General features: G+C 47.9%; 14 protein-coding genes and 1 riboswitch. Of the genes, 2 read left to right on the forward strand and 12 right to left on the reverse strand.

The annotated features are described in order from the left end of the window. Window positions 1–4 precede the first annotated feature (4 nt). Both ON05_RS14915 and ON05_RS14920 read left to right on the forward strand, forming a co-directional pair. Window positions 5–1060: an AI-2E family transporter gene (locus ON05_RS14915; protein WP_175307271.1), complete on the forward strand. Its 1056-nt coding sequence runs from the start codon at window positions 5–7 to the stop codon at window positions 1058–1060. Between the two features lie 75 nt (window positions 1061–1135). Further along, a complete protein-coding gene (locus ON05_RS14920; protein ID WP_029315545.1) occupies window positions 1136–1711 on the forward strand; it encodes a PRC-barrel domain-containing protein in 576 nt (191 codons plus the stop codon). 292 nt (window positions 1712–2003) lie between these two features. Here the strand turns inward: ON05_RS14920 and ON05_RS14925 are convergent, their stop codons facing one another. The 12 genes from ON05_RS14925 to ON05_RS14980 all read right to left on the reverse strand — a co-directional run bounded on the left by ON05_RS14925 (window position 2004) and on the right by ON05_RS14980 (window position 19440). Then, window positions 2004–2573, reverse strand: a complete 570-nt coding sequence (locus ON05_RS14925; RefSeq protein ID WP_010478752.1) for a PRC-barrel domain-containing protein — start codon at window positions 2571–2573, stop codon at window positions 2004–2006. A gap of 155 nt (window positions 2574–2728) precedes the next feature. Continuing rightward, a complete protein-coding gene (locus ON05_RS14930) occupies window positions 2729–3277 on the reverse strand; it encodes a hypothetical protein (protein ID WP_010478753.1) in 549 nt (182 codons plus the stop codon). 74 nt (window positions 3278–3351) lie between these two features. Next, window positions 3352–5538, reverse strand: coding sequence for a cation:proton antiporter (locus ON05_RS14935; RefSeq protein ID WP_010478755.1), 2187 nt, complete (start codon window positions 5536–5538; stop codon window positions 3352–3354). Window positions 5539–6194: 656 nt separating this feature from the next. After that, window positions 6195–6377, reverse strand: coding sequence for a hypothetical protein (locus ON05_RS14940; protein ID WP_010478758.1), 183 nt, complete (start codon window positions 6375–6377; stop codon window positions 6195–6197). Next, complete coding sequence (gene corA, locus ON05_RS14945; protein WP_010478760.1) at window positions 6358–7548, reverse strand: magnesium/cobalt transporter CorA; 1191 nt, start codon at window positions 7546–7548, stop codon at window positions 6358–6360. The genes ON05_RS14940 and corA overlap by 20 nt, the downstream gene beginning before the upstream one ends. Window positions 7549–7621: 73 nt before the next feature. Further along, window positions 7622–8701, reverse strand: coding sequence for a calcium/sodium antiporter (locus ON05_RS14950; protein WP_010478761.1), 1080 nt, complete (start codon window positions 8699–8701; stop codon window positions 7622–7624). Window positions 8702–9007: 306 nt separating this feature from the next. Then, window positions 9008–10699, reverse strand: a complete 1692-nt coding sequence (locus ON05_RS14955) for a SulP family inorganic anion transporter (RefSeq protein WP_029315546.1) — start codon at window positions 10697–10699, stop codon at window positions 9008–9010. Between the two features lie 310 nt (window positions 10700–11009). Continuing rightward, a riboswitch (cyclic di-AMP (ydaO/yuaA leader) is annotated at window positions 11010–11145 on the reverse strand. Between the two features lie 48 nt (window positions 11146–11193). Next, window positions 11194–12993 carry an SLC13 family permease gene (locus ON05_RS14960; protein ID WP_010478765.1) on the reverse strand — a complete coding sequence of 600 codons (1800 nt, stop codon included), beginning with the start codon at window positions 12991–12993 and terminating at the stop codon, window positions 11194–11196. Between the two features lie 28 nt (window positions 12994–13021). After that, complete coding sequence (gene hepA, locus ON05_RS14965; protein ID WP_039781605.1) at window positions 13022–14851, reverse strand: heterocyst formation ABC transporter subunit HepA; 1830 nt, start codon at window positions 14849–14851, stop codon at window positions 13022–13024. 105 nt (window positions 14852–14956) lie between these two features. After that, window positions 14957–15286 (reverse strand): hypothetical protein, encoded by a 330-nt coding sequence (locus tag ON05_RS14970; RefSeq protein ID WP_010478769.1) that lies wholly within the window; start codon window positions 15284–15286, stop codon window positions 14957–14959. A 292-nt stretch (window positions 15287–15578) separates the two neighbouring features. Then, window positions 15579–18380 (reverse strand): cation-translocating P-type ATPase, encoded by a 2802-nt coding sequence (locus tag ON05_RS14975; RefSeq protein ID WP_010478771.1) that lies wholly within the window; start codon window positions 18378–18380, stop codon window positions 15579–15581. Window positions 18381–18444: 64 nt separating this feature from the next. Continuing rightward, window positions 18445–19440: an RNA polymerase sigma factor, RpoD/SigA family gene (locus ON05_RS14980; protein ID WP_010478773.1), complete on the reverse strand. Its 996-nt coding sequence runs from the start codon at window positions 19438–19440 to the stop codon at window positions 18445–18447. Window positions 19441–19947 lie beyond the last annotated feature (507 nt).

Raw genomic sequence — 19947 nt, forward strand, 5'->3', positions numbered from 1 at the left:
ATGGGTGACGATCACTCTAGCCTTGCCGCTGGTGACGTTGAATCTTTGGGTGCTCTCCTGGATTTTTGAGCAGGCGCAACCGCTGGTTAATGTACTTATCGTCGCCAATGTTCTAGCATTTATTTTGGATTATCCCGTTCAGTTGCTCCAAAATCGAGGGATTCAGCGGAGTTACGGTATCTTATTGATTTTGCTCATCGTTTTTATCGCGGTGGGCACATTCACCATTACCTTGGCTCCTGATCTGTTCAAACAATTTATTGAACTGACGAACCGCCTACCCAGCTGGATTGACTCAGGAAGGGAGCAGCTGCAAAATTTTGACGCTTGGTACGTCACTCATAATCTACCTGGGAACTACAACGGTTTAGCCCAACAATTGAGCCGTTTATTTCCTACAGAGCTAAAGGTTCTGCCTAACCAGCTGATGGGATTGGTGGTCGGCCTAACGGATCGGGTTATTGATTTGCTGGTAACCGCAGTCTTTACCCTCTACCTACTCATCCATGGCCGGACATTCTGGGATGGGGTTTTTTTGCGATTCCCAACCATTCAGCATGTTCGTCCCGTTATTCGGCAGCAATTTCGCAACTATTTTTTAGGGCAAGTATCGATAGCGACGTTGATGGGTATATCGCTAACCATCGCCTTTCACCTGCTTAAAATTCCCTACTGGTTGGTCTTTGGGGTTGGGATCGGAGCTACGGTATTGATTCCCTTCGGTGACATCTTGGGGATTGCAGTGGTAAGCGGGTTGGTGGCTCTCAAGAGTATTGGGCTGGGCACGGAAGTACTCATCGTTAGCATTTTGATCGATCAGTTGATTGATAATGCGATCGCACCCCGTATTCTGGGTCGGCTTGTGGGTCTTAATCCAGTGTGGGTATTAATTTCCCTCGTTATTGGAGCACAAATCGGCGGGTTAATTGGCATCCTGATCGCCGTTCCCTTTGCAGGCGCTATTAAGGTGGTTTTAGATAGTGTGTGGCCACCCCCACGGCAAGCGGAAAAAGAACTTTCTCTCAAACATCCCTCTGTCACGCCTTTGCCATCAGAATGACAAATGCATTCATTAACATGAGGTGACACCGACCGTTGAGAATGAGTGGAGCTGCCTTCAGGCAGACCGGGGATTATGACCAATACGATGGAATCAGGCATCCAGTACTCTCAATTTATTGGCCGTGAGGTGGTTGATCATAGTACGGGGCATTTTCTGGGTCATATCTCAGGCATTTGGATTGATCTCAACCACCATGAAGTCATGGGGTTCAATTGCCGTGCAGGTTTTTGGGACTTCTTTCCCTGCTCCTATCCATTAGGTCAGGTTTGTTTAATCGATGACCAGCAAATTGCGGTAGACCCTACCACAGAGTTAAATCTACCTCTATTGTCCAATCTTCTGTCAAGCAATTCATTTGTTTCAGGAGACCATATTGATCTCCACGTATGGACAGAGAGTGGACAGTGGATTGGAGAAGTGACGGACTACAGTTTTGACCTTGGATCAGGGGAAATCATTGATTATTTGTGTACGAAAAAAAGCGGAGCCGGACTGATTCAGGAACAGTTTAATATCCCCATGTACAGCATTGTAAACGCTTGTTTCGGAGGACTTTTAGTCAGTGATTCAGTGATGCCCCTGGTTGATGAAGAGGTTGTGGATATACTGATTCCAAGATACTTATCTACTGCTTTTGAGCAGGGTTGATGACCTCTATGTAATGCCTGGAATCTTGCTTCGTTTGGTCTTGCGGCGTGCTCATTGAAGCGTGTTTAGATTGATGAGTAACACTACTTTTAGTCTGATTTCGATTTACACAATCGCCGTGTTAACCTTTAGCAGCTGCAACAAGCTGAAGCATTGTGAATCCCACCCCATGGGATTTCTCCCTCCAATTAGTCTGCTATACCTCGCCCCAATTAGGGGGACCTCAATAGAGGAGATCAGCATAATTTAAGCGTATTGTTCCATGTCTTTTGGAGATTTCTATTTCTGCTATCTATGCCAACTCTACAGGAAGCAAGTTAACTCCCGACATTTTGCTGGACACAGGTTCACTCTCCTGCATAAAATCATCTATCACTGTCATCCATCCTCGGCTAACAGCCATAATCGAGTTCGGAGACAAATAAAATTGTTGGAGAGTCAGTTTTCTCAGACTCCTAACCGTGAGAATGTAGTCCTTGACGATTCCTGAATGAGGATAAATACGGCAGTCAGTAATTTTACCAACATAATTACCTGTACTCGTCCAGACCTCATGACTGATGTGATTATCTACTGCGATCTGCATTTGAAACTCCAAATTCGTAACAGCATTTAGGTGAGGCGTGGGAATGGTTTTCACCAGAATTCTTTGAGCTTCAAGAATTGCAATCTGGCTCCATGGAAAGGTACAAGAATTGTGTTTTAATACTCCCAAACGGCAAGTAAATCCTATCACTTGGTGATCTTTGTAATGTAGCCATACTTGGATAACACGACCCAATCTTTCGGAAGCAGTTTCATTTGTGACCTGCCTGTTGAGCAAACTACTGTAATAGATCAATTCACCTGTTTGAGTTGACATTGGGCTTCTCCAGTTTCAGAAGAGAGAGATTGTGTGATTTCAGATGTCATCTCAAACTTTAAATTATCTATGTGCCATTCTAGTGTCAGGGTATTGTCTCTCTACAGACTTCCCCTTGTGCAAGGGATTCATTGTAAAAATCTTTACCTTGCTTGTCATGACACCTCCCATTCACACATTTGTGGGGAAAAGTGCATTTTCACGGTTGGATATTGATAGAAGTCGCCAATGTTTAATTTCAAATCATCATATTGAACCCAAGATAGCTCTTCGTGTTCTCCTTTTCGGCTCTGGACAACATAGCCATTTTGAAGGGTTAAGTATTGATCTAATCGCCAAGTATATTCAGATGTCAAGACAGAGGACCAAGCTAAGAATAAACCGTAACCAGACACCTGATTTCCTTCTACACGACCACGGACACAAACATACACTTCTGAGTGGGGATAACCATAATACCCATCTACCCGATCGCCGAGTTTAGCAAAGACAAAACACACTCCATCTCCATCTCTTCCATCATCAGGCTCGGGTTTACTGCAAAATTGATAGTTACCATTCGCCAGGGATTCCAAGTTGCTTGGAGTTGAATTAGCCCTTGCAGAACTGACTGTTCGGGTGTTTCCCCCGAAGATTGGTAAAACCAGGGTGATGATAAAAACACCCACTTTAAAACTGTTAAGCAGTTCTCTCGATACCGACATCCCTTAACCTCCAAAATCTGGAGTCAAGTCGAAAGATATTGATTTGGCCCGATCTCTATATGAATCTGAATCCCCTATGTTTTGAGGTGATGAGAAGTACGAGCCTGTATTGCCTTCTCATTCGCTGTGTCTGAAGTACGAAGGTAAGACTCTGTATTTAATGGTTCGGCATGGTGGGAAGACCGAGGATATTCCTGGGGCCTTGTGACCGGTTCACTGACTAGTATCACTGACCCCAAAAGCTGTTGCAGGATAGGTGTAGTTCTAGCCCCAAAGCTGAGTTGGTTGTTGATATGGCGGTATTGCGATCGCAACACTACCAGATCGTAATTTCCTGCAATTTTTGAGATCGCAGTGGTTGGTGAATCGGCTGAAACAATTTGGGTCTTAATCCGACCGTCCGTTTGAGGCAAGCGACCAATAAGATGGTCTAGCTGCTTTTGGATACGAGTTTGCTCAAGGGCCGAAGTCCGAGGGCTGCAAACGTGTAATAGCGTCATCTGTCCCCCATTTACCGCTAACAAGACCTGGGCAAATCTCAGCGCTCTGAGCATAGATGGGCTAGGGGTCTCAATGGGGACCAAGATATTGTGGATCTGGGTGGGAGATGCCAACAACCGAGCCACAACTACTAGAGATTGCGTCTTAGCCAATACCTTGTCTTGAATGCTACCGAGCAAGTGCTTCCCCAACGACGGTCGAGCCCCCATGCCCAGCACAATCACATTGGCGTCTTCTTCCCGGCTCACGTAGCTAATGGCTTGGGCAATATCATTGGCAATCCGCAACCGAGGTGCGAGGGGGATATCGAAGGTTTCCTTAATCTGCTCCGCTGCCGCTAATCGCCGTCGGCAGTGGCGTAAGGCCCGATCCAGTTTGGGAGAGTCCATTTGAGGTTGTGCCAGGGCGATGGCCAGCGGAATCACACGTCCTTGCTCAAATTGCGCGATCAACGCCGCCAGTTCAATCAGATGTTGTTCCGTTTTAGGGTTGTATACGGGGACCACCACCGAAAAAGTGTCAGGAACCTCAGGGGGGAGCCAATTAAACGCAATATCTTGATCGAGGGTTGATTGAGTCGCTAACTGACGAGCAAATCGATTAGTCACCAGTGGTCCTAGGATGGAGGTCACCAGCATCATCAAAATAACGCTGTTAAAGACCTGGATATTAATAATTTGAGCCTCATATCCCACGAGGGCCGCTGCCAGGGTCGCTGCCACTTGCGGAATGGATAGGGACCACATGCACCAAAACTGGGGCCAGCTATAGCCAAACAAAAGTTTAGTTCCCAAGGAGGCCAGCAATTTAGAAAGTAGCAAGGTCCCCACCACCAATAGCGGTAGCTCAATGAAAAGCATGATGCTACCAAAAGCTTTGAGGTCAAGCAGCAGTCCCATATTGATAAAAAACATGGGGATAAACAGGACACTGCCTAGGAACTCTGTTTTTTCTTTGACCGGACCATCCCCCACAACGCTGTTAATAGCAAGTCCCGCCAAGAATGCACCAATGATATTTTCAACGCCAATCAGCTGAGCAACCACGGCACATAGGAAGACGGACAAAAGCACAAATAAGAATTGGTTGCCTTCATCCTGACCGGTTTTACGGAAAAAGTAGCGCCCAAATCGCTTAAGACCAGACAACACTGCAATGGTATAGAGGAGGAGAGAACCAAGCAGGATACAGAGCTTGAGAATGGTGAAGTTGCCTTGATTAATTCCCAAGCAAATGGCCAAAACCAGCAATGCCCCAATATCTGTAAAGATAGTGGCCCCTACGGTAATCGTGATGGCTTCATCCCCGACGACCCCCAAACGCTGAATAATCGGATATGCCAACAGAGTGTGAGAGGCGAGGAGTGATCCGATTAGCACCGCTGCTAACCATCCGAAGTTAAACAGCAAGCCCATGGCAATTCCCCCCAGCATTGGTATGGCGAACGTGAGAAAGCCAAAACTGAGGGAACGATGACGGGTGCGCTGAAATTGCACTAAGTCAATCTCTAAACCAGCAACGAACATCAGATAAATCTTGCCGATTTCTGAGAACAGTTTTAGGGTCTCAGAATCAGGCTTTAACCAGCCCAAGCCACTGCTGCCAAAAATAACCCCTGCGACCAGAAGCCCCACCAAGCCCGGTAATTTCAAACGCTCAAATAGGGGCGGTGTGATTAAGGCGATCGCCAACAGTAATACAAAGGTTGTTACAGGTTCACGCAAAGTTTGAGTCGTAGACTCAACGAGCAGTAAATACATCGGTGATATCTCTGTTAAACAGCCTTAGTGTGGTCTAGAAAATTTACTTGGAATGTTCCAGGCAAAATGGGCACATTAAAATCTGCATGTTGAAAAGCAAACCTACTTCATACAGATAAACAGGTTATTTCCAATAGGGCAAAAATGGGGTAGAGGATTGATTGGATAGTGTATAAAGTACTATATACCTTCAGCCCAAAAGGACTAGTGGCTAGAGTAGGCATTAAGAGGATGGATTATAAAGGGTTTATGGTCATACCCCCTATAACTCAAGTCTTATTTATCATAGGGATCGAAATCAATAATTTCTCTTCGCACCCATTGATGAAATGACTGTTTGGCATTTGTAACCCAGCATGAAGAGAACCATTTTTTTACAGCTATCATGCTACTAGATCCGCCAGTGCAATACTTTCGATTATGAACGGAGGATGTGTCATCGGTGTGACGGGCAATCTTCAATTTGCAATGAGATAAACATAAACTTGGGCACCATTTTTGAATCTTTCTAATGAACTGGGTGGAGTCTGACAGGTGAGTACACCGATATACACCGATGCTAAAAGTCACGGGCCAGTTTTTCTCTTCCATCTTGGATCAACATCAATGATGACTCTATTGAAAGACTAAAACCAACCAGGAGTCTAAATCTTTAACTACGCTACATAAAGCCGCGAACCGAGAGATAGCTTGGGCCTGCCGATACAAAGGGCAATCAGCAATACATCCGGGGGAATGGGAAAAAAGGAAGATTCAGCAACAGCAATCAGAAACAGAGCAATACCGCCATAAGGCGTTTTACTCCAGTGAATCACCCAGTTATAAGCGCGTCGTAGCATCCCTACCTCTAAACTGAGAAAAATCCCGAAACCAGCCTCGTTGCCAGAAAAACAAAATCAAGGTAAGGGCGAGCGCCCCCATCCCCCCCAAAACCAACGGATAGCCCCAGTACCAATTCAGCTCCGGCATATTCCAGGGTGAGGCTTGGGGATTAAAGTTCATGCCGTAGATGCCCGCGATAAAGGTGAGGGGAATAAAAATAGTGGAAATCACTGTTAGGGTTTTCATCACCTCATTCATGCGGTTGCTCACTGCCGACAGATAAACATCCATTAAACTGGCGGCCAACTCCCGATAAGTCTCCACCATGTCCAGGATTTGCACCGTATGGTCATAGCAGTCCCGCAGATAGATTTGCACATCGTCCCCAATCAACGGACAGTCATCCCGGACTAGCGTTGCCAGCAATTCCCGCTGGGGCCAGATGGCACGGCGCAGGGTGAGCAGATCGCGCTTGAGCTGATGGATTTGGGCCAGGGTCTGGGGGGTGGGATGGGCAATGACTTCATCTTCGAGGGTTTCAATCACTTCACCATAGGTTTCTAGAATTGGGAAAAAGCCGTCAATCATGGCATCCAGGAGCGCGTAGAAAAGATAGTCTGCCTTCTGTTGGCGGATGATGCCCTTGGCATGGTGGATGCGGTCGCGCACCGGGCCAAAACAATCATGCAGGGGTTCTTCCTGAATCGTCAGCAGGTCGTTTTTCTGGAGGATAAAGCTGACCTGCTCAATCATCAGTTGCGGCAGAGGGGACACGGTTGCTCCAGAGTTACCAGCCGTTCGACTGGGGTTCGACACCAGCGTACTCATCTGGGTCACCACCAAAAGCTGATTGCCATAGTCTTCTACCTTGGGGCGCTGGGGTACATTGACTACGGTTTCTAGTACCAGAGCATGGAGCTTAAAGATCTGTCCCAACTGCCGTAGGGTCTCCTCACTGCCCAGCCCCTGCACATCGAGCCAAGAGACCGATTCACTGTCAAGATAGGGCACACAATCCTGGGGTTGATGCAGCGGGAGGCGCGTCGCTTGAGTTGGACTGTAGTCAATTAAAATTAGGCGCGGAGAAGCTGCATCGGCCTTGATATTCAGAGTACCGGGGATGCTGCCAGGAGGGAGGGTTGCCAAGGGTTGCGATCGCACTTCGCGACTGTGAGAAGAGAAGGTCATTCAAAATCCTTTTTACTCAGGTATGGATGGGCAATGCAGCATCTTGGCGATCATCTTCCTTCTGGCCTTGCACTCAGCTCGATTGGCCTTTGTTTTGACGTCTCAATTCCTTCAGGGAAACAATAATAATAGTGATCACAGTTAACGGCCCGACGAAATACAGCATCACCCTATTAAATTGCGGTAGCGCGTCGTGGTGCGTCGCCGCTAGTATCAGGTACAGCATATAGGCGATGTAGTACCCAAACAATAAAGCCCCTTCCTGACGACTGATCGTTCCCCCCGTAAAAAAAATCGGCAAGCAGGCAAAGGCAACAGCGATCATGACTGGAAGATCAAACCGTAAAACGGATGGTGATACTTCAATCCCAGCGGTGGCTACGATACTGGCACTCCCCAGCACCGCCATCAGATTGAAAATGTTGCTACCAACGACATTACCAACGGCGATATCGCGCTCGCCCCGGATAGCGGCGACAACAGAGGTGACCAACTCCGGTAGAGAGGTGCCAGCCGCAACGATAGTTAACCCGATGATCAGTTCGCTCACCCCCAGATATTGGGCAAACGAAACGGCACTTTTAACCAGCCATTGCGAGCCGACAACGAGAAGACCTAGACCCACAAGCACTAAGATCCCATTCGTCACCCAGCGCCTGGAACTCGGTCGGGCAGCATTGGATCTCTGATCAGATTCACCCTTGGCCCGAGCTTTTCGACTTTGGAGAATTAAAAAACTGGTATACATCACAATACCAGCGACTAAGAAAAATCCATCCATCCGACTGATCTGTCCATCCCGCGATATAACGAGGATGATAACCGACAGCGCGATCATCAAAGGGACATCCAGCCGGATCAGTTGTTGGGATACATAAAGCGGGACGATCAGCGCTGACAGGCCAAGAATAAAAAGGACGTTAAAGATATTGCTGCCAATCACATTACCCATGGCAATGTTAGCTTGTCCCGATAGGGCAGCTTGAATACTCACCACCAGTTCGGGCGCACTGGTGCCAAAGGCCACCACCGTTAGTCCGATAATCAGCGGTGAGATACCCATGGTTGCAGCTAATCGGGAAGCTCCCTTGACTAAGAACTCCGCGCCTACAACGAGGAAGACTAGCCCAGCAACAAATTGGAAAACGACCATATAACCTCATATTTAGATAAAAAAATGGTGGTGAGGTGAGACAGTCCTATCCCCCTACCGAGCACCATTGATCTGCAAAATAACTTGATAAAAGTTACCAGTCCCAGGCTATTGGATAGTTCTACTCCTCATCGGTTGTTACCCATGACCAATAACTGCATTGGTTCTACCTTCTCTAGTGCAGACTGGTCATTAGAGGCTGGCTACACCAGCAGCAACGCTATCAATGTGATCAAAATCACTACGATAATGACAGCATTCCGAGACTGGCTCAGGACAACAATCGGAGGAGCAATTTCCTGCCACTCAGATTGTGCTAGAGGTGCCTGTCCCTACTGATCTGAGGTCAGCTGTAAGCAACACCGTTTCAGTCGCGGCCTTGAGGGCTTCAGCGCGATTCGTATGCAGATGATGGGCTGGCAGCAAATGCAGAACTTTCATCTTTTCTAGACGTCGCTTGGTCTGCCCTGCAGCCCCAACAATAAAAACATGACGACTGGCTTCTACTGCTTCTTTAACAGCATTTTCCAGCGCCAGGGAGGAAGTCACCCCCATATGGGGCACATCACTGAGGTCAAACACGATCGCATCACATGCCTTCATAGCATTGTGTTCTCGCGAGATCGCTTTGGCCACGCCGAAAATCATTGGACCACTGAGCTGAAACAGCAGCACACGACCATTGGCTTCATCCAGCCAGCGCTTTTCGGTTCCATCGAGCTGAACACTATCGTCGGCATCACTGATCACCTTGACGGATTTTGATTGCAACGTAATCATGCGATCAATGGTGAGAATATTGGCCACAAACACACCAATACCGACCGCTACCATCAGGTCTACCAACACCGTGAGCACAATGACACCGTACATGATCAGGGCACCCTTGATCGAAATCTGGTGGGCTCGCTTCAAGAAAGCCCAGTCAATAATGTCAATACCGACCTTAAGGGCAATCCCCGCCAGCACTGCCAAAGGAATCGTCGCAGCCAGTTTAGCAGCCCCTAAAATTACCACCAGGAGCACACCTGCCCGCGTTAACCCCGACAGCGCCGTTTTACCCCCTGTCTGAATATTGACCACCGTTCCCATCGTGGCTCCAGCGCCAGCGATGCCACCAAACATCCCCGAGAATAGGTTTCCTAAGCCTTGACCAATCAGTTCCTTATTGGAATCATGCTCAGTGCGAGTTAAGCTATCGGCAATCACCGCCGTCAGCAGGGCATCAATACAGCCCAACATCCCTAAAACCGCTGCATTAATCAACATCAACTGCAGTTGGTCTAGCCTAAAAGCTGGAAGTTGTAGAGTCGGCAACGTTGCTGAAATCTCACCTATGCGACGAATCTCAACGCCTTGAAACAGCACTAGTGACAACACCGTACCTGCAATCAAAGCTACCAACTGCGGGGGGATAACCCGCTTCAACTTAGCAGGCATCAACCAAATAATGGCCACAGTCAACACTGCTAGCAGTGTCTCGATGGGCTGGACATTAGCCAGGAGTGTAGGAATAGCCTGTAAGGTACCCACTACCCCCCCGGCTGGGCTTTCCTGTCCGAGGAAAGGGGCAATCTGTAAGATCACGAGGATAATGCCAATCCCAGACATAAAGCCTGAAATCACGGTATAGGGCATCATCGTGATGTACTTTCCCAACTTCAGCATTCCAAATAGAATCTGGAACAGTCCCGCTAGCATCACCACCGTAAAAGCCATTGCCAAGCCGTTTTCTGGATCAACAGCAATGAAGTGAGCAATGACGGCGGTCATGACTACCGTCATCGGGCCAGTGGGCTCAGAAATCAGAGTAGGGGTGCCTCCGAAGAGGGCCGCGAAAAAGCCGACGATGACCGCGCCCCAAAGACCAGCAGCAGCACCTGCACCGGAGGCAACACCGAAGGTCAGGGCCATTGGCAAGCTCACAACGGCGGTGGTCACGCCTCCCAGGAGATCGCCGCGCAAATGATCAAAATTGATGCGATTAGTAATTTGCATAGAACGATTTCCAACCAAGGGATGCAAAGAAAGTGACATGTCATCAACCCGTTCAGGCATCTCCATATCCAGAACAATTCAATATTTTGAGCGAACGTTAGGAATGGATGATACGGAGTGGCTTTACAGTTTTTATGTTGATGTTGCTAACAATAGAATGTGGTTGTGCCACACCGATGGCAAAGCCTTAGCAGTTCTGTGACTGAGCGGCAGGAAACATACGCACTCCAGGTCTTCACTACAATTCCCTAGAGAGAATGAAGTGGAACTCAGGGTAGGAGATAGCGTTAGATGTAGCGATAGGGCCACATTATAATCTCCATCAATGCCGACGAGGTTAGCTGATGGTCTTGGCTTGAAAGATAGCCTCTTTACTTGTGCAAAGTACGCCCCAAAGTTGGGTTCCTCGTTGCGATCGCAATGTTCGGAGGAGGCTGATTGTCAGTACCTAGGGGTTCAAGGTGGCATCGCTGGCGTCTCTTCAACCATGCGTCCTACAATCCATAGAACTGAACGATTAATAATGGGGTGACGATCGCCATCAAAATATTCAAGGGCAACCCAATGCGCATAAAATCCAAAAACTTATAGCCGCCGGGACCGTAGACCATGGTGTTGGTTTGATAACCGATAGGGGTCATATAGCTGTTAGAGGCCGCAAAGGTAATCGCAAAGATAAAGGCTAAGGGATTGAGGCTCAGGGTTGTAGCCACCTGCACTGCGAGGGGAATCACAAGAACGACAGCAGCATTATTCGAGATGATCTCAGTCAGCAGCGATGTGAAAATATAGAGCGCTACCAACACCCCATAGCCTGACAAATGCTGACCTACGGCCACAACGGGTTGTGCTAACCACTCAGTTGCGCCAGATTTATCCATCGCAATCCCCAATGGCAGCAGACCCGCCAACAGAAAAATCACATCCCAGCGCACAGCGCCATAGAGTTCACCTGGTTTAAGGCAACCGGTGAGAATCATCAGCAAAACACCCACTAGGGCTGTGACAAGAATGGGGGCCAAATCCAACGCTGCTGCGCCAATCACACCTAAGATGATTGCGATCGCAACCCAAGCTTTTTCAGGCCGCAGAGTTTCAATATCACGGGGTTCCATCACCAGTAGCTCACGGGTGGATTGCAAACCCGCTAAGCTATTCCGTGGCCCCTGCACCAAGAGCAGATCTCCAAATTGGAGCCGGACTTGACCCAAACGATCCCGCACCAGGGCTTCGCCTCGACGAATCGCCAAGACGGTCACGTTGTAACGCTGTCGGAATTTGAGATCCTTGAGGGTGGAACCAATTAAACGGGCATTCGAGAGCACCAAAACCTCAGTAATCATCTCAGCTCCCGTGCTCAGGTCCGCTTCAAGTTCAGCGCCGCTGAACTTAGCGGCGGGCATAATCTCTACATCCCGCTGATCACGCAAACTCAGTAACTCAGTACGGCTGCCTCGCACCAAGAGTAGATCATCTACCTGGAGTGGCAGATCTGCGAGAGGTTGACTAAAGCGCTCGGCTCCCCGAATCAGCTCCAACACATCCAGATCAAACTTACGCTGCAGCCCTGTGGTACGGAGCGTTTGGCCCACCAAGCTGGAGCCGTTAGGGATAGTGATTTCACTGACATAATCCTTGAGGTCAAAGTCATCAAGCGATAGCGTGGCTGCTTTGCGTTTGGGCAATAGCCGAGGCGCTGCGACTGCTAGAAACACGAGTCCAACCACGAAGGTGACCAGCCCCATCCCTGTGAATTGAAACAAAGAAAACTCGCCGTAGCCCAAATCCTTCGATACGCCACTGGCCAGGATATTGGTAGAGGTGCCCACCACCGTAATCATGCCGCCCATAATGGTGACATAGGAGAGGGGAATCAATAGCTTGGATGGTGAGATATTTTGCTTCCGGCACCAGTCTTCAATGATGGGTAGGAAGACCGCCACGACCGCCGTGTTGTTAATAAAGGCGGTAATGGGACCGACCAAAAGCCCCATCACTACGATCTGCTGCGATGGATGGCGACCACCCCATCGAATCAGCCAGTCCCGCATCATTTGGATAATGCCTGTTCTGGCAATTCCAGCACTAAGAATAAACATCAGCAGTACAGTAATCGTGGCCGAGTTGCCAAATCCTGAAATGCCTTCATCGGGTGATACGAGTCCTAGCAATATCAGCGCTGCCGTCACCATTAATGCCGTGATATCCACTGGAAGCCACTCTGCAACAAAGGCGATTAAGGCTAAGGTTAAGACACCTAAGGTTAAGAATTTGGGATCTTGAAGTATTTCCATCGATCTATGGTTAGTCCACTCATTCGCTCTAGACCCGACTGGGTTGCTTAAATTGCATCTGGTGGAATTGCCACAACTGGCCTCGTTGATCCAGTAGCGCTTGATAAGTGCCTTGCTCAACTATCTGCCCTTGATCTAACACAACAACCTGATCCGCATTAGCGATAGTCGATAAGCGGTGAGCAATGGCAATGACTGTTCTTCCTTCAACCAACGTCATTAACGATTCTTGAATCAATTGTTCTGTAATCGAATCAAGGGCACTGGTTGCTTCATCTAAGATCAAAATTTCAGGATTTCGTAAGAGTGCGCGGGCAATTGCAATCCGCTGACGTTGACCACCCGACAAGCGAATTCCACGTTCCCCTAACGGTGTGTTCAATCCCTCCGGCATCTCTTGGATAAAGGATAGGGCATTGGCCTGTTCAGCAGCCTGCCACACTCGTTCCTCAGTTATATTTGATAAACCGTAGGCAATGTTATCTCGGACAGAAGCATTAAAAATATATGTGTCTTGACTCACAATTGCCATGCGGTCCCGTAGGGTATCGAGCTGAAGCTGCCTTAGATCCATACCATCTACCAAGATCTGACCCACCATAGGGTCAAAAAATCGCGGTATTAAATCCACTATTGTAGATTTACCTGCGCCAGATGCTCCGACCAATGCAGTCATTTGGTTCTTCCGTAATGACAAATTAATGTCTTTAAGCACCCAATGCCCAGAGGTGTAACCAAAGCTCACATGGACGAATTCTATAGAAAGTTGCAGTCCAGCAAATGGAAAAGTTCCATCGCTGAGATAGGGTTTATGGTTCCTGGTTAGCAGCTCACTCACATTTTCTAACGACCCCTGTAGGCTAATTAAGTTGACTCGGGAGTCACTTAGCTGGCTAACCAGTGGCAAAGTGCGATAGACCACGAATAAGAAAGCCAGTAGCGTTGAAGCTTGTAACGTCCCTCCCGCAATCAAAATCGAGTAGGACACTGTAATGATTAGGATTAGCAAGCTGCTAGCGATTCCTCGGGCGATAGGTTGTACCCTAAGCATGCTCCGAGTCATCTGTTGGGAAATGCTCAAAGCTTGATCTGCAGCCTGGTTATATCGTTGCTGTTCATAGGCTTGAGAATTATGGGCATGAACAGTACGAATCCCGTAAATAAACTCTAAGGCGATTTCAGTCAATCGTTTATTGGCCTCGGGGACGCCAAAACTAGCAGCCCGAACTTGGCGCTGAAGATTTTGTAACCCCCAAGATAATGTGCACGTAATTAAGAGCATGGCCAGTGACAGTTGCCACGACAGCACAAACATTGAAATGCCATAGCCCAAGATCAGTGATAGTTGTGTGATCATCTGGGCAACAGTCATTAAAGCCTGCTGTATTTGATTGACTTCACTGGTCAGTGTAGTAGTGAGTGCTCCAGCACTTGAAGATAGGTAGTAGCTCAGACTCAGTCGTTTAAGCTGATCAAACAATTTTTTTCGGAGGCGATTGACTAACCCCAATGCAGTTAGCCGAAAGGATAGTTGTCCCCAATAGGCACTAGCTATCTGGAGCCAAGATATGACTAAAGTCAAAGCTGCTAGTCGGTAAATTCTCTGGTTGGCTGAAGTTTGTATTCCCAAGAGATGAATATCAATCCAGCCTATCCCCGTTTGCAAGGGTGAATTGTATGGTGATGTAAGTCCTTGGAGCAAAGCGCTAATCAAACCGATGCTTAAGGCAGCAGAAATTGCTGACACAAAGGAGAAAAATAGGGCAGCAATCAATAATAGACGATAGTGCCTCAACTCCTTAAGAATCAAGCCATGGGATTGCCAAAGGTGGGTGGCCTTTAGGACGTTTCGAATCATGATTGGCAATTTCAAAATGTGTCCAATCCTTGATAATTTGAGTGATTGAGTTGAGTCTAAATGAGCATTGTCCATTGACAACTAGAGGGGAATCGACAAGCTGGGTCAAAGGCGTTTTTTCGTCGATGGTTTCAGCCATAACAACCCTGGAACTTGATGAGGGTGTATCCCCCAAGCCGTCAGAAAGACTGCTGTGATCAACAAGATCGCTACTTTCACGGCTAGAATGCAGCCTGCAACCACAGCAACAGCGCTCATGGGCAACTCAAGTTGAAGGCCGATGACCATAAAAGCGCCACTCATGACAAGTAACGCTACCACAGGAAACCCCACTATTAGCCAAGAAGCCGTTAAGACAAGAATCCATACAACAAAACATTTGATCACTTCTCCTAGCGACCATTGAGGAAAGGGAGAAGATGGCAATACGACCATAGCGTCTCCATCAGAAATAAATAGTTAAATAGCCCGATTCATGTACGTTTTTAAAGAATGCCACGGTTGGATTTTTCAAACTGCTGGAGCACTCTCTGAACTGTGAATCAACCTTTTCAATGTAATCGATTGATGTTTCAAAGCTATGTGAAATATTTGTCAAATCTCCAAGCTTCAAAGCTTTGACAAATATGAGGTAAATATCAACTTCATTACTAGGAAGCCAGATTCCAATTATTTACAGCTAATCGAGATAATGAATAAAGACTGATAAAGTTTTTTGCTGGAGTCTCTATCTTTTTCGAGGACGATACCACCAACCCATCCATACTTTTTCAAGTTCAATCCAGGTGAACATCAGCATACTAAACCCAAGACAAATCAGTAACTCTATCCCACTTAAAGGTTGGACATCGAAAAACGTTTGGAGGATAGGAACATAAAGTAACAGCAGTTGCAACACCGTAGTCAAGGTGACCGCGCCTAGTAGGTAAGGATTAGAGAAGGGATCGAGACGATACGTGAGTTGAGTATCAGATCGCACGGCCAGTGCGTGTCCCATCTGAGCCAGACAAAGGGTCGTAAAAACCATTGTTTTCCATGTATCGGGATGGCCTGAATAGGTTGGGGTTTGGGTGTAGTGATAGGACCACCCCATCAGACCAATGGTCAATAATGCAAGAATTAAGCCAATCCGCACCATGTAAAACCCCAGACCTCTGGCAAAAATACTCTCACGGGGATTGTAAGGAGGTCGATCCATAACCCCTGACTCTGCAGGTTCCATGGCCAATGCCAACGCGGGTAAGCCATCAGTGACCAAATTCATCCACAGAATTTGCAGTGGGGAGAGAGGAACGCCCCCTAATCCCAGTAAAGGCGCTGAGGCAATGGTAATCACCTCACCAATGTTGCTACCCAAAATGTATTTAATAAAGCGGCGAATATTACCGTAAATCACTCGTCCTTCTTCTGTAGCAGCGACGATGGTGGCAAAGTTATCATCCAAAAGCACCATATCACTGGCTTCTTTACTGACATCGGTGCCCGAAATCCCCATGGCAATCCCAATATCCGCTTGCTTGAGGGCGGGGGCATCATTCACGCCATCTCCAGTCATGGCCACAAAGGCCCCTCGGTGTTGCAGGGCTTGGACAATCTGTAATTTGTGTTCAGGAGCGACCCGAGCGTAAACATTGACTCGCTCAACCTGTTGCTCCAGCTCCTGAGGCGACAGTTGGGCCAATTGTTGACCACTCAAGACGGCATCACTCGCCTGAGCGATACCGATTTTACGGGCGATAGCCATCGCTGTCAGTTGATGATCTCCCGTAATCATCACCGGGCGGATCCCTGCCTGTCGGCAACGAGCCACGGCAGCCTTGGCTTCAGGACGCGCCGCATCTACAATACCCACCAACCCTAACCAAATCAGGTCATGCTCAACATTTTCCAGAGTTTCAGGTTCAGGGCATACCGATAGAGGTTTATACGCAAGACCCATCACCCGTAGTCCTTGACTGGCTATCTTGTTGTTTTGCATGAGAATGCGATCGCGATCTGCATCGGTTATTCCCCGAATAACGACCTGGTTCATGACCTGGTGACATTGCTCCAACACCAACTCAGGGGACCCCTTCATAAAGAGGGTGTAGGGTTGAGTGAATCCTAGGCGACGGGCTTGTGACGGAGCTGTTTTACAAATCACACTCATGCGTTTCCGCTCGGAGGTAAAGGGCACCTCCATCAAGCGGGGAAAGGCATTTTGTAGCTCAATGGGGCCTAGCCCCGCTTTGCTGGCCAAGACCAAGAGTGCGCCCTCCGTGGGGTCTCCCATAATGGCCCATTGTCCTTTCTCCTTTTGTAAAGCGGCATCATTGCAGAGCGCACTGGTCACCAGCAGCATCTCCAGGGCAGGGTTTTGAGCGGGTAATATGACTTGGCCCTGGGCTACGAAGTCACCGACAGGCTCGTATCCCATGCCGCTGATGCTCAAGTGGTCCCCAAGGAGGTGAATCTGCTGGGCCACCATTTTGTTTTGAGTCAGGGTCCCCGTTTTGTCGGAACAGATCGTTGTGACAGACCCCAAGGTCTCTACAGCGGGAAGCTTTCGAATCAATGCTTGACGGCGCACCATTCGTTGGGTGCCCAAGGCCAAGGTAACCGTAATGACGGCGGGTAGTCCCTCGGGAACGACGGCAACAGCCATGCTCAGGGAGATCTCTAGCAAGTCATCCACCATGCTGAGGTTGCCTTCCCGCACGATACCGCCAAGGACGACAAGTCCTACCAACACCATGGATCCAGTAACCAAGACATTTCCCAACTGGCCCATTCGCTGTTGCAGAGGGGTGGGTTCTGTTTCCACCGATTGCAGCATGGCCGCAATTTTCCCCAGTTCCGTCTCCATGCCTGTGGCAGTGACGATGGCTGTTCCGCGTCCTTGAATGACCTCGGTCCCGCGAAAGATGAGATTCTGTCGATCCCCCAAAGCGGTGTCTTCGGCCAAGATCAACTCAGGTTGTTTGGTGACTGCCTCCGCTTCTCCCGTTAGGGCTGATTCACGGATCGAAAGGCTAGCTGACTTTAATAACCGGCCATCAGCAGGTACCTGCACCCCAGCTTCCAAAGAGATAACATCTCCTGGCACCAACTCTTTAGCATCAACTTCCCTCTCTTGGCCTTGGCGAATCACGCGAACCCGTGAAGAGGTCATAGATTTTAAGGCCGTTAGCGCCTGCTCTGCCCGGCTTTCCTGTATAAAGCCTAGCCAACCATTGAGTAACACAATGGCAGATATGGCGACGGCATCCTTGGGAAATTGTCGATCCTGTAAATCCAAAACAGCCGAGACAATGGCGACGACAATCAACATCAACAACATGATGTTTTTGAATTGATCGATCAGGATAATCCAGGTTGAGCGACCGGAAACTTCTTGTAATTCATTGTGGCCATACAGCTGTTGTCTTTGATTGACCTGATCTATTGTGAGGCCATGGATTGGGTCACTCTCTAAACGGCGAAGAACAACATTGGTATCCAAGGTATGCCATTGAGATCTTGGAGAGTGCTCTGGCCCTTCTATGGCCATGATGATTTCCTTTTGACCAGAAGTATCTTGATTAGTTTCATGCAGTAATGTTGAGTGATATTTCTCAACTCACAAGATAATCTGCGATTTCTGGCTTACGCTTTTGCAGTTGACTCAGGGCTGCATTTTGCAATTGGCGGACTCGTTCCCGACTGATGTCCATGCGGCGGCCTACGGCTGCGAGGGTGAGTTCACGACCATCGATCAAACCGTAGCGAAGGGTGAGCACTTCTCGCTGCTGAGGGGTGAGAGTGGCTAACAACATCTGGAGCGACTCACTCAGAGTTTTGTCAGATACAAATTTTTCAGGGGAGGAATCGGGAGCCTCAATAAAGTCAACGATAGAGCTATCTTGGTCGTCACCAATTTTCAGATCGATAGATAAAGTGTGGTGTGCGCAGTGAAGGTATTGTTGGACTTTTTCTGGGGTCAAAGACAGAGCTTGAGCAACCTCTGCTGTTGTTGGACTACGACCTAGAGATTGAGAGAGTTCGCGCTGGGTTCGCTTGATTTTATTTAAGGCTTCTGTGAGATGAATGGGTAGTCGGATGGTGCGTCCCTGCTCTGCGATCGCACGAGTGATACCCTGCCGAATCCACCAATAGGCATAGGTTGAAAACCGAAAGCCTCGCTGTGGATCATATTTTTCCGCTGCTCTTTCCAGTCCCAAAGTCCCCTCTTGGATCAGATCTAGTAATTCTAAATTACGATCCCTATATTTTTTAGCAATGGTAACAACGAGACGTAAGTTTGCAGTAATCATTTTTTGTTTGGCTTTATGGCCCTTCTCAAGGAGCGTTTGGAGCTCCGCTATCTCCAGATCCGCAGCCTTGGTCCAGGTCTCCATTGAAGGCTCCTCCCCACAGCTTTGAGCTAATTGATCTTTTACGGCTTCCAACCGAACCATCGTCTGTACTTCTCTACCCAGCTGTAGTTCCTGCTCTGGCGTCAGCAAGGGCGATCGGCCAATATCTCGTAGATACAAACGCACGTTATCTGAAGAGGCTTTCAGTTTTGCAGCGCACAATGGATATCCAGAAGACGTTATTGATGTTGCCATAGATAGTTTTCTCTCTACCCCTTGAACTAAAGGTGTTTGAGTTTTCACAGGATCAAACGAGTTGTCTTCCAAATTTAGAAAAATCTGATGACGATTTGATGCGTTTTATATGTCGTATCTGTGTCAATTGCATCGAAATAACTGCAGGCAAGCACTCAACGGCACAGTAGAGAATCTATGTTGCGTAAGAGAATCTATGTTGCGTATCACAATACAAGATAAAGCCACCATAATGAGCAAAGCTTACAGAACATCCTTAGACTTACAAAGACCGAGTCATTTATCCAACACGTTGTTGAAGCACAATCTTGGTAGATACCCTCCTTCTCTCAACTACTCTGAGTATCTGCAATCATAAAGTTTGCAAATTTCTCTAGAAATAATTAATTGAGTGGGGACTAGAGATATATCAATGACACACGTTTTACATACACATGACACATACCTCGATTATTCTGAGAAAAAATCTAAATTCCAGAGGTAGTTGCAAAGGGAAAGCACCAAGAA

The organism is Acaryochloris sp. CCMEE 5410 (assembly GCF_000238775.2).
GTDB lineage: Bacteria > Cyanobacteriota > Cyanobacteriia > Thermosynechococcales > Thermosynechococcaceae > Acaryochloris.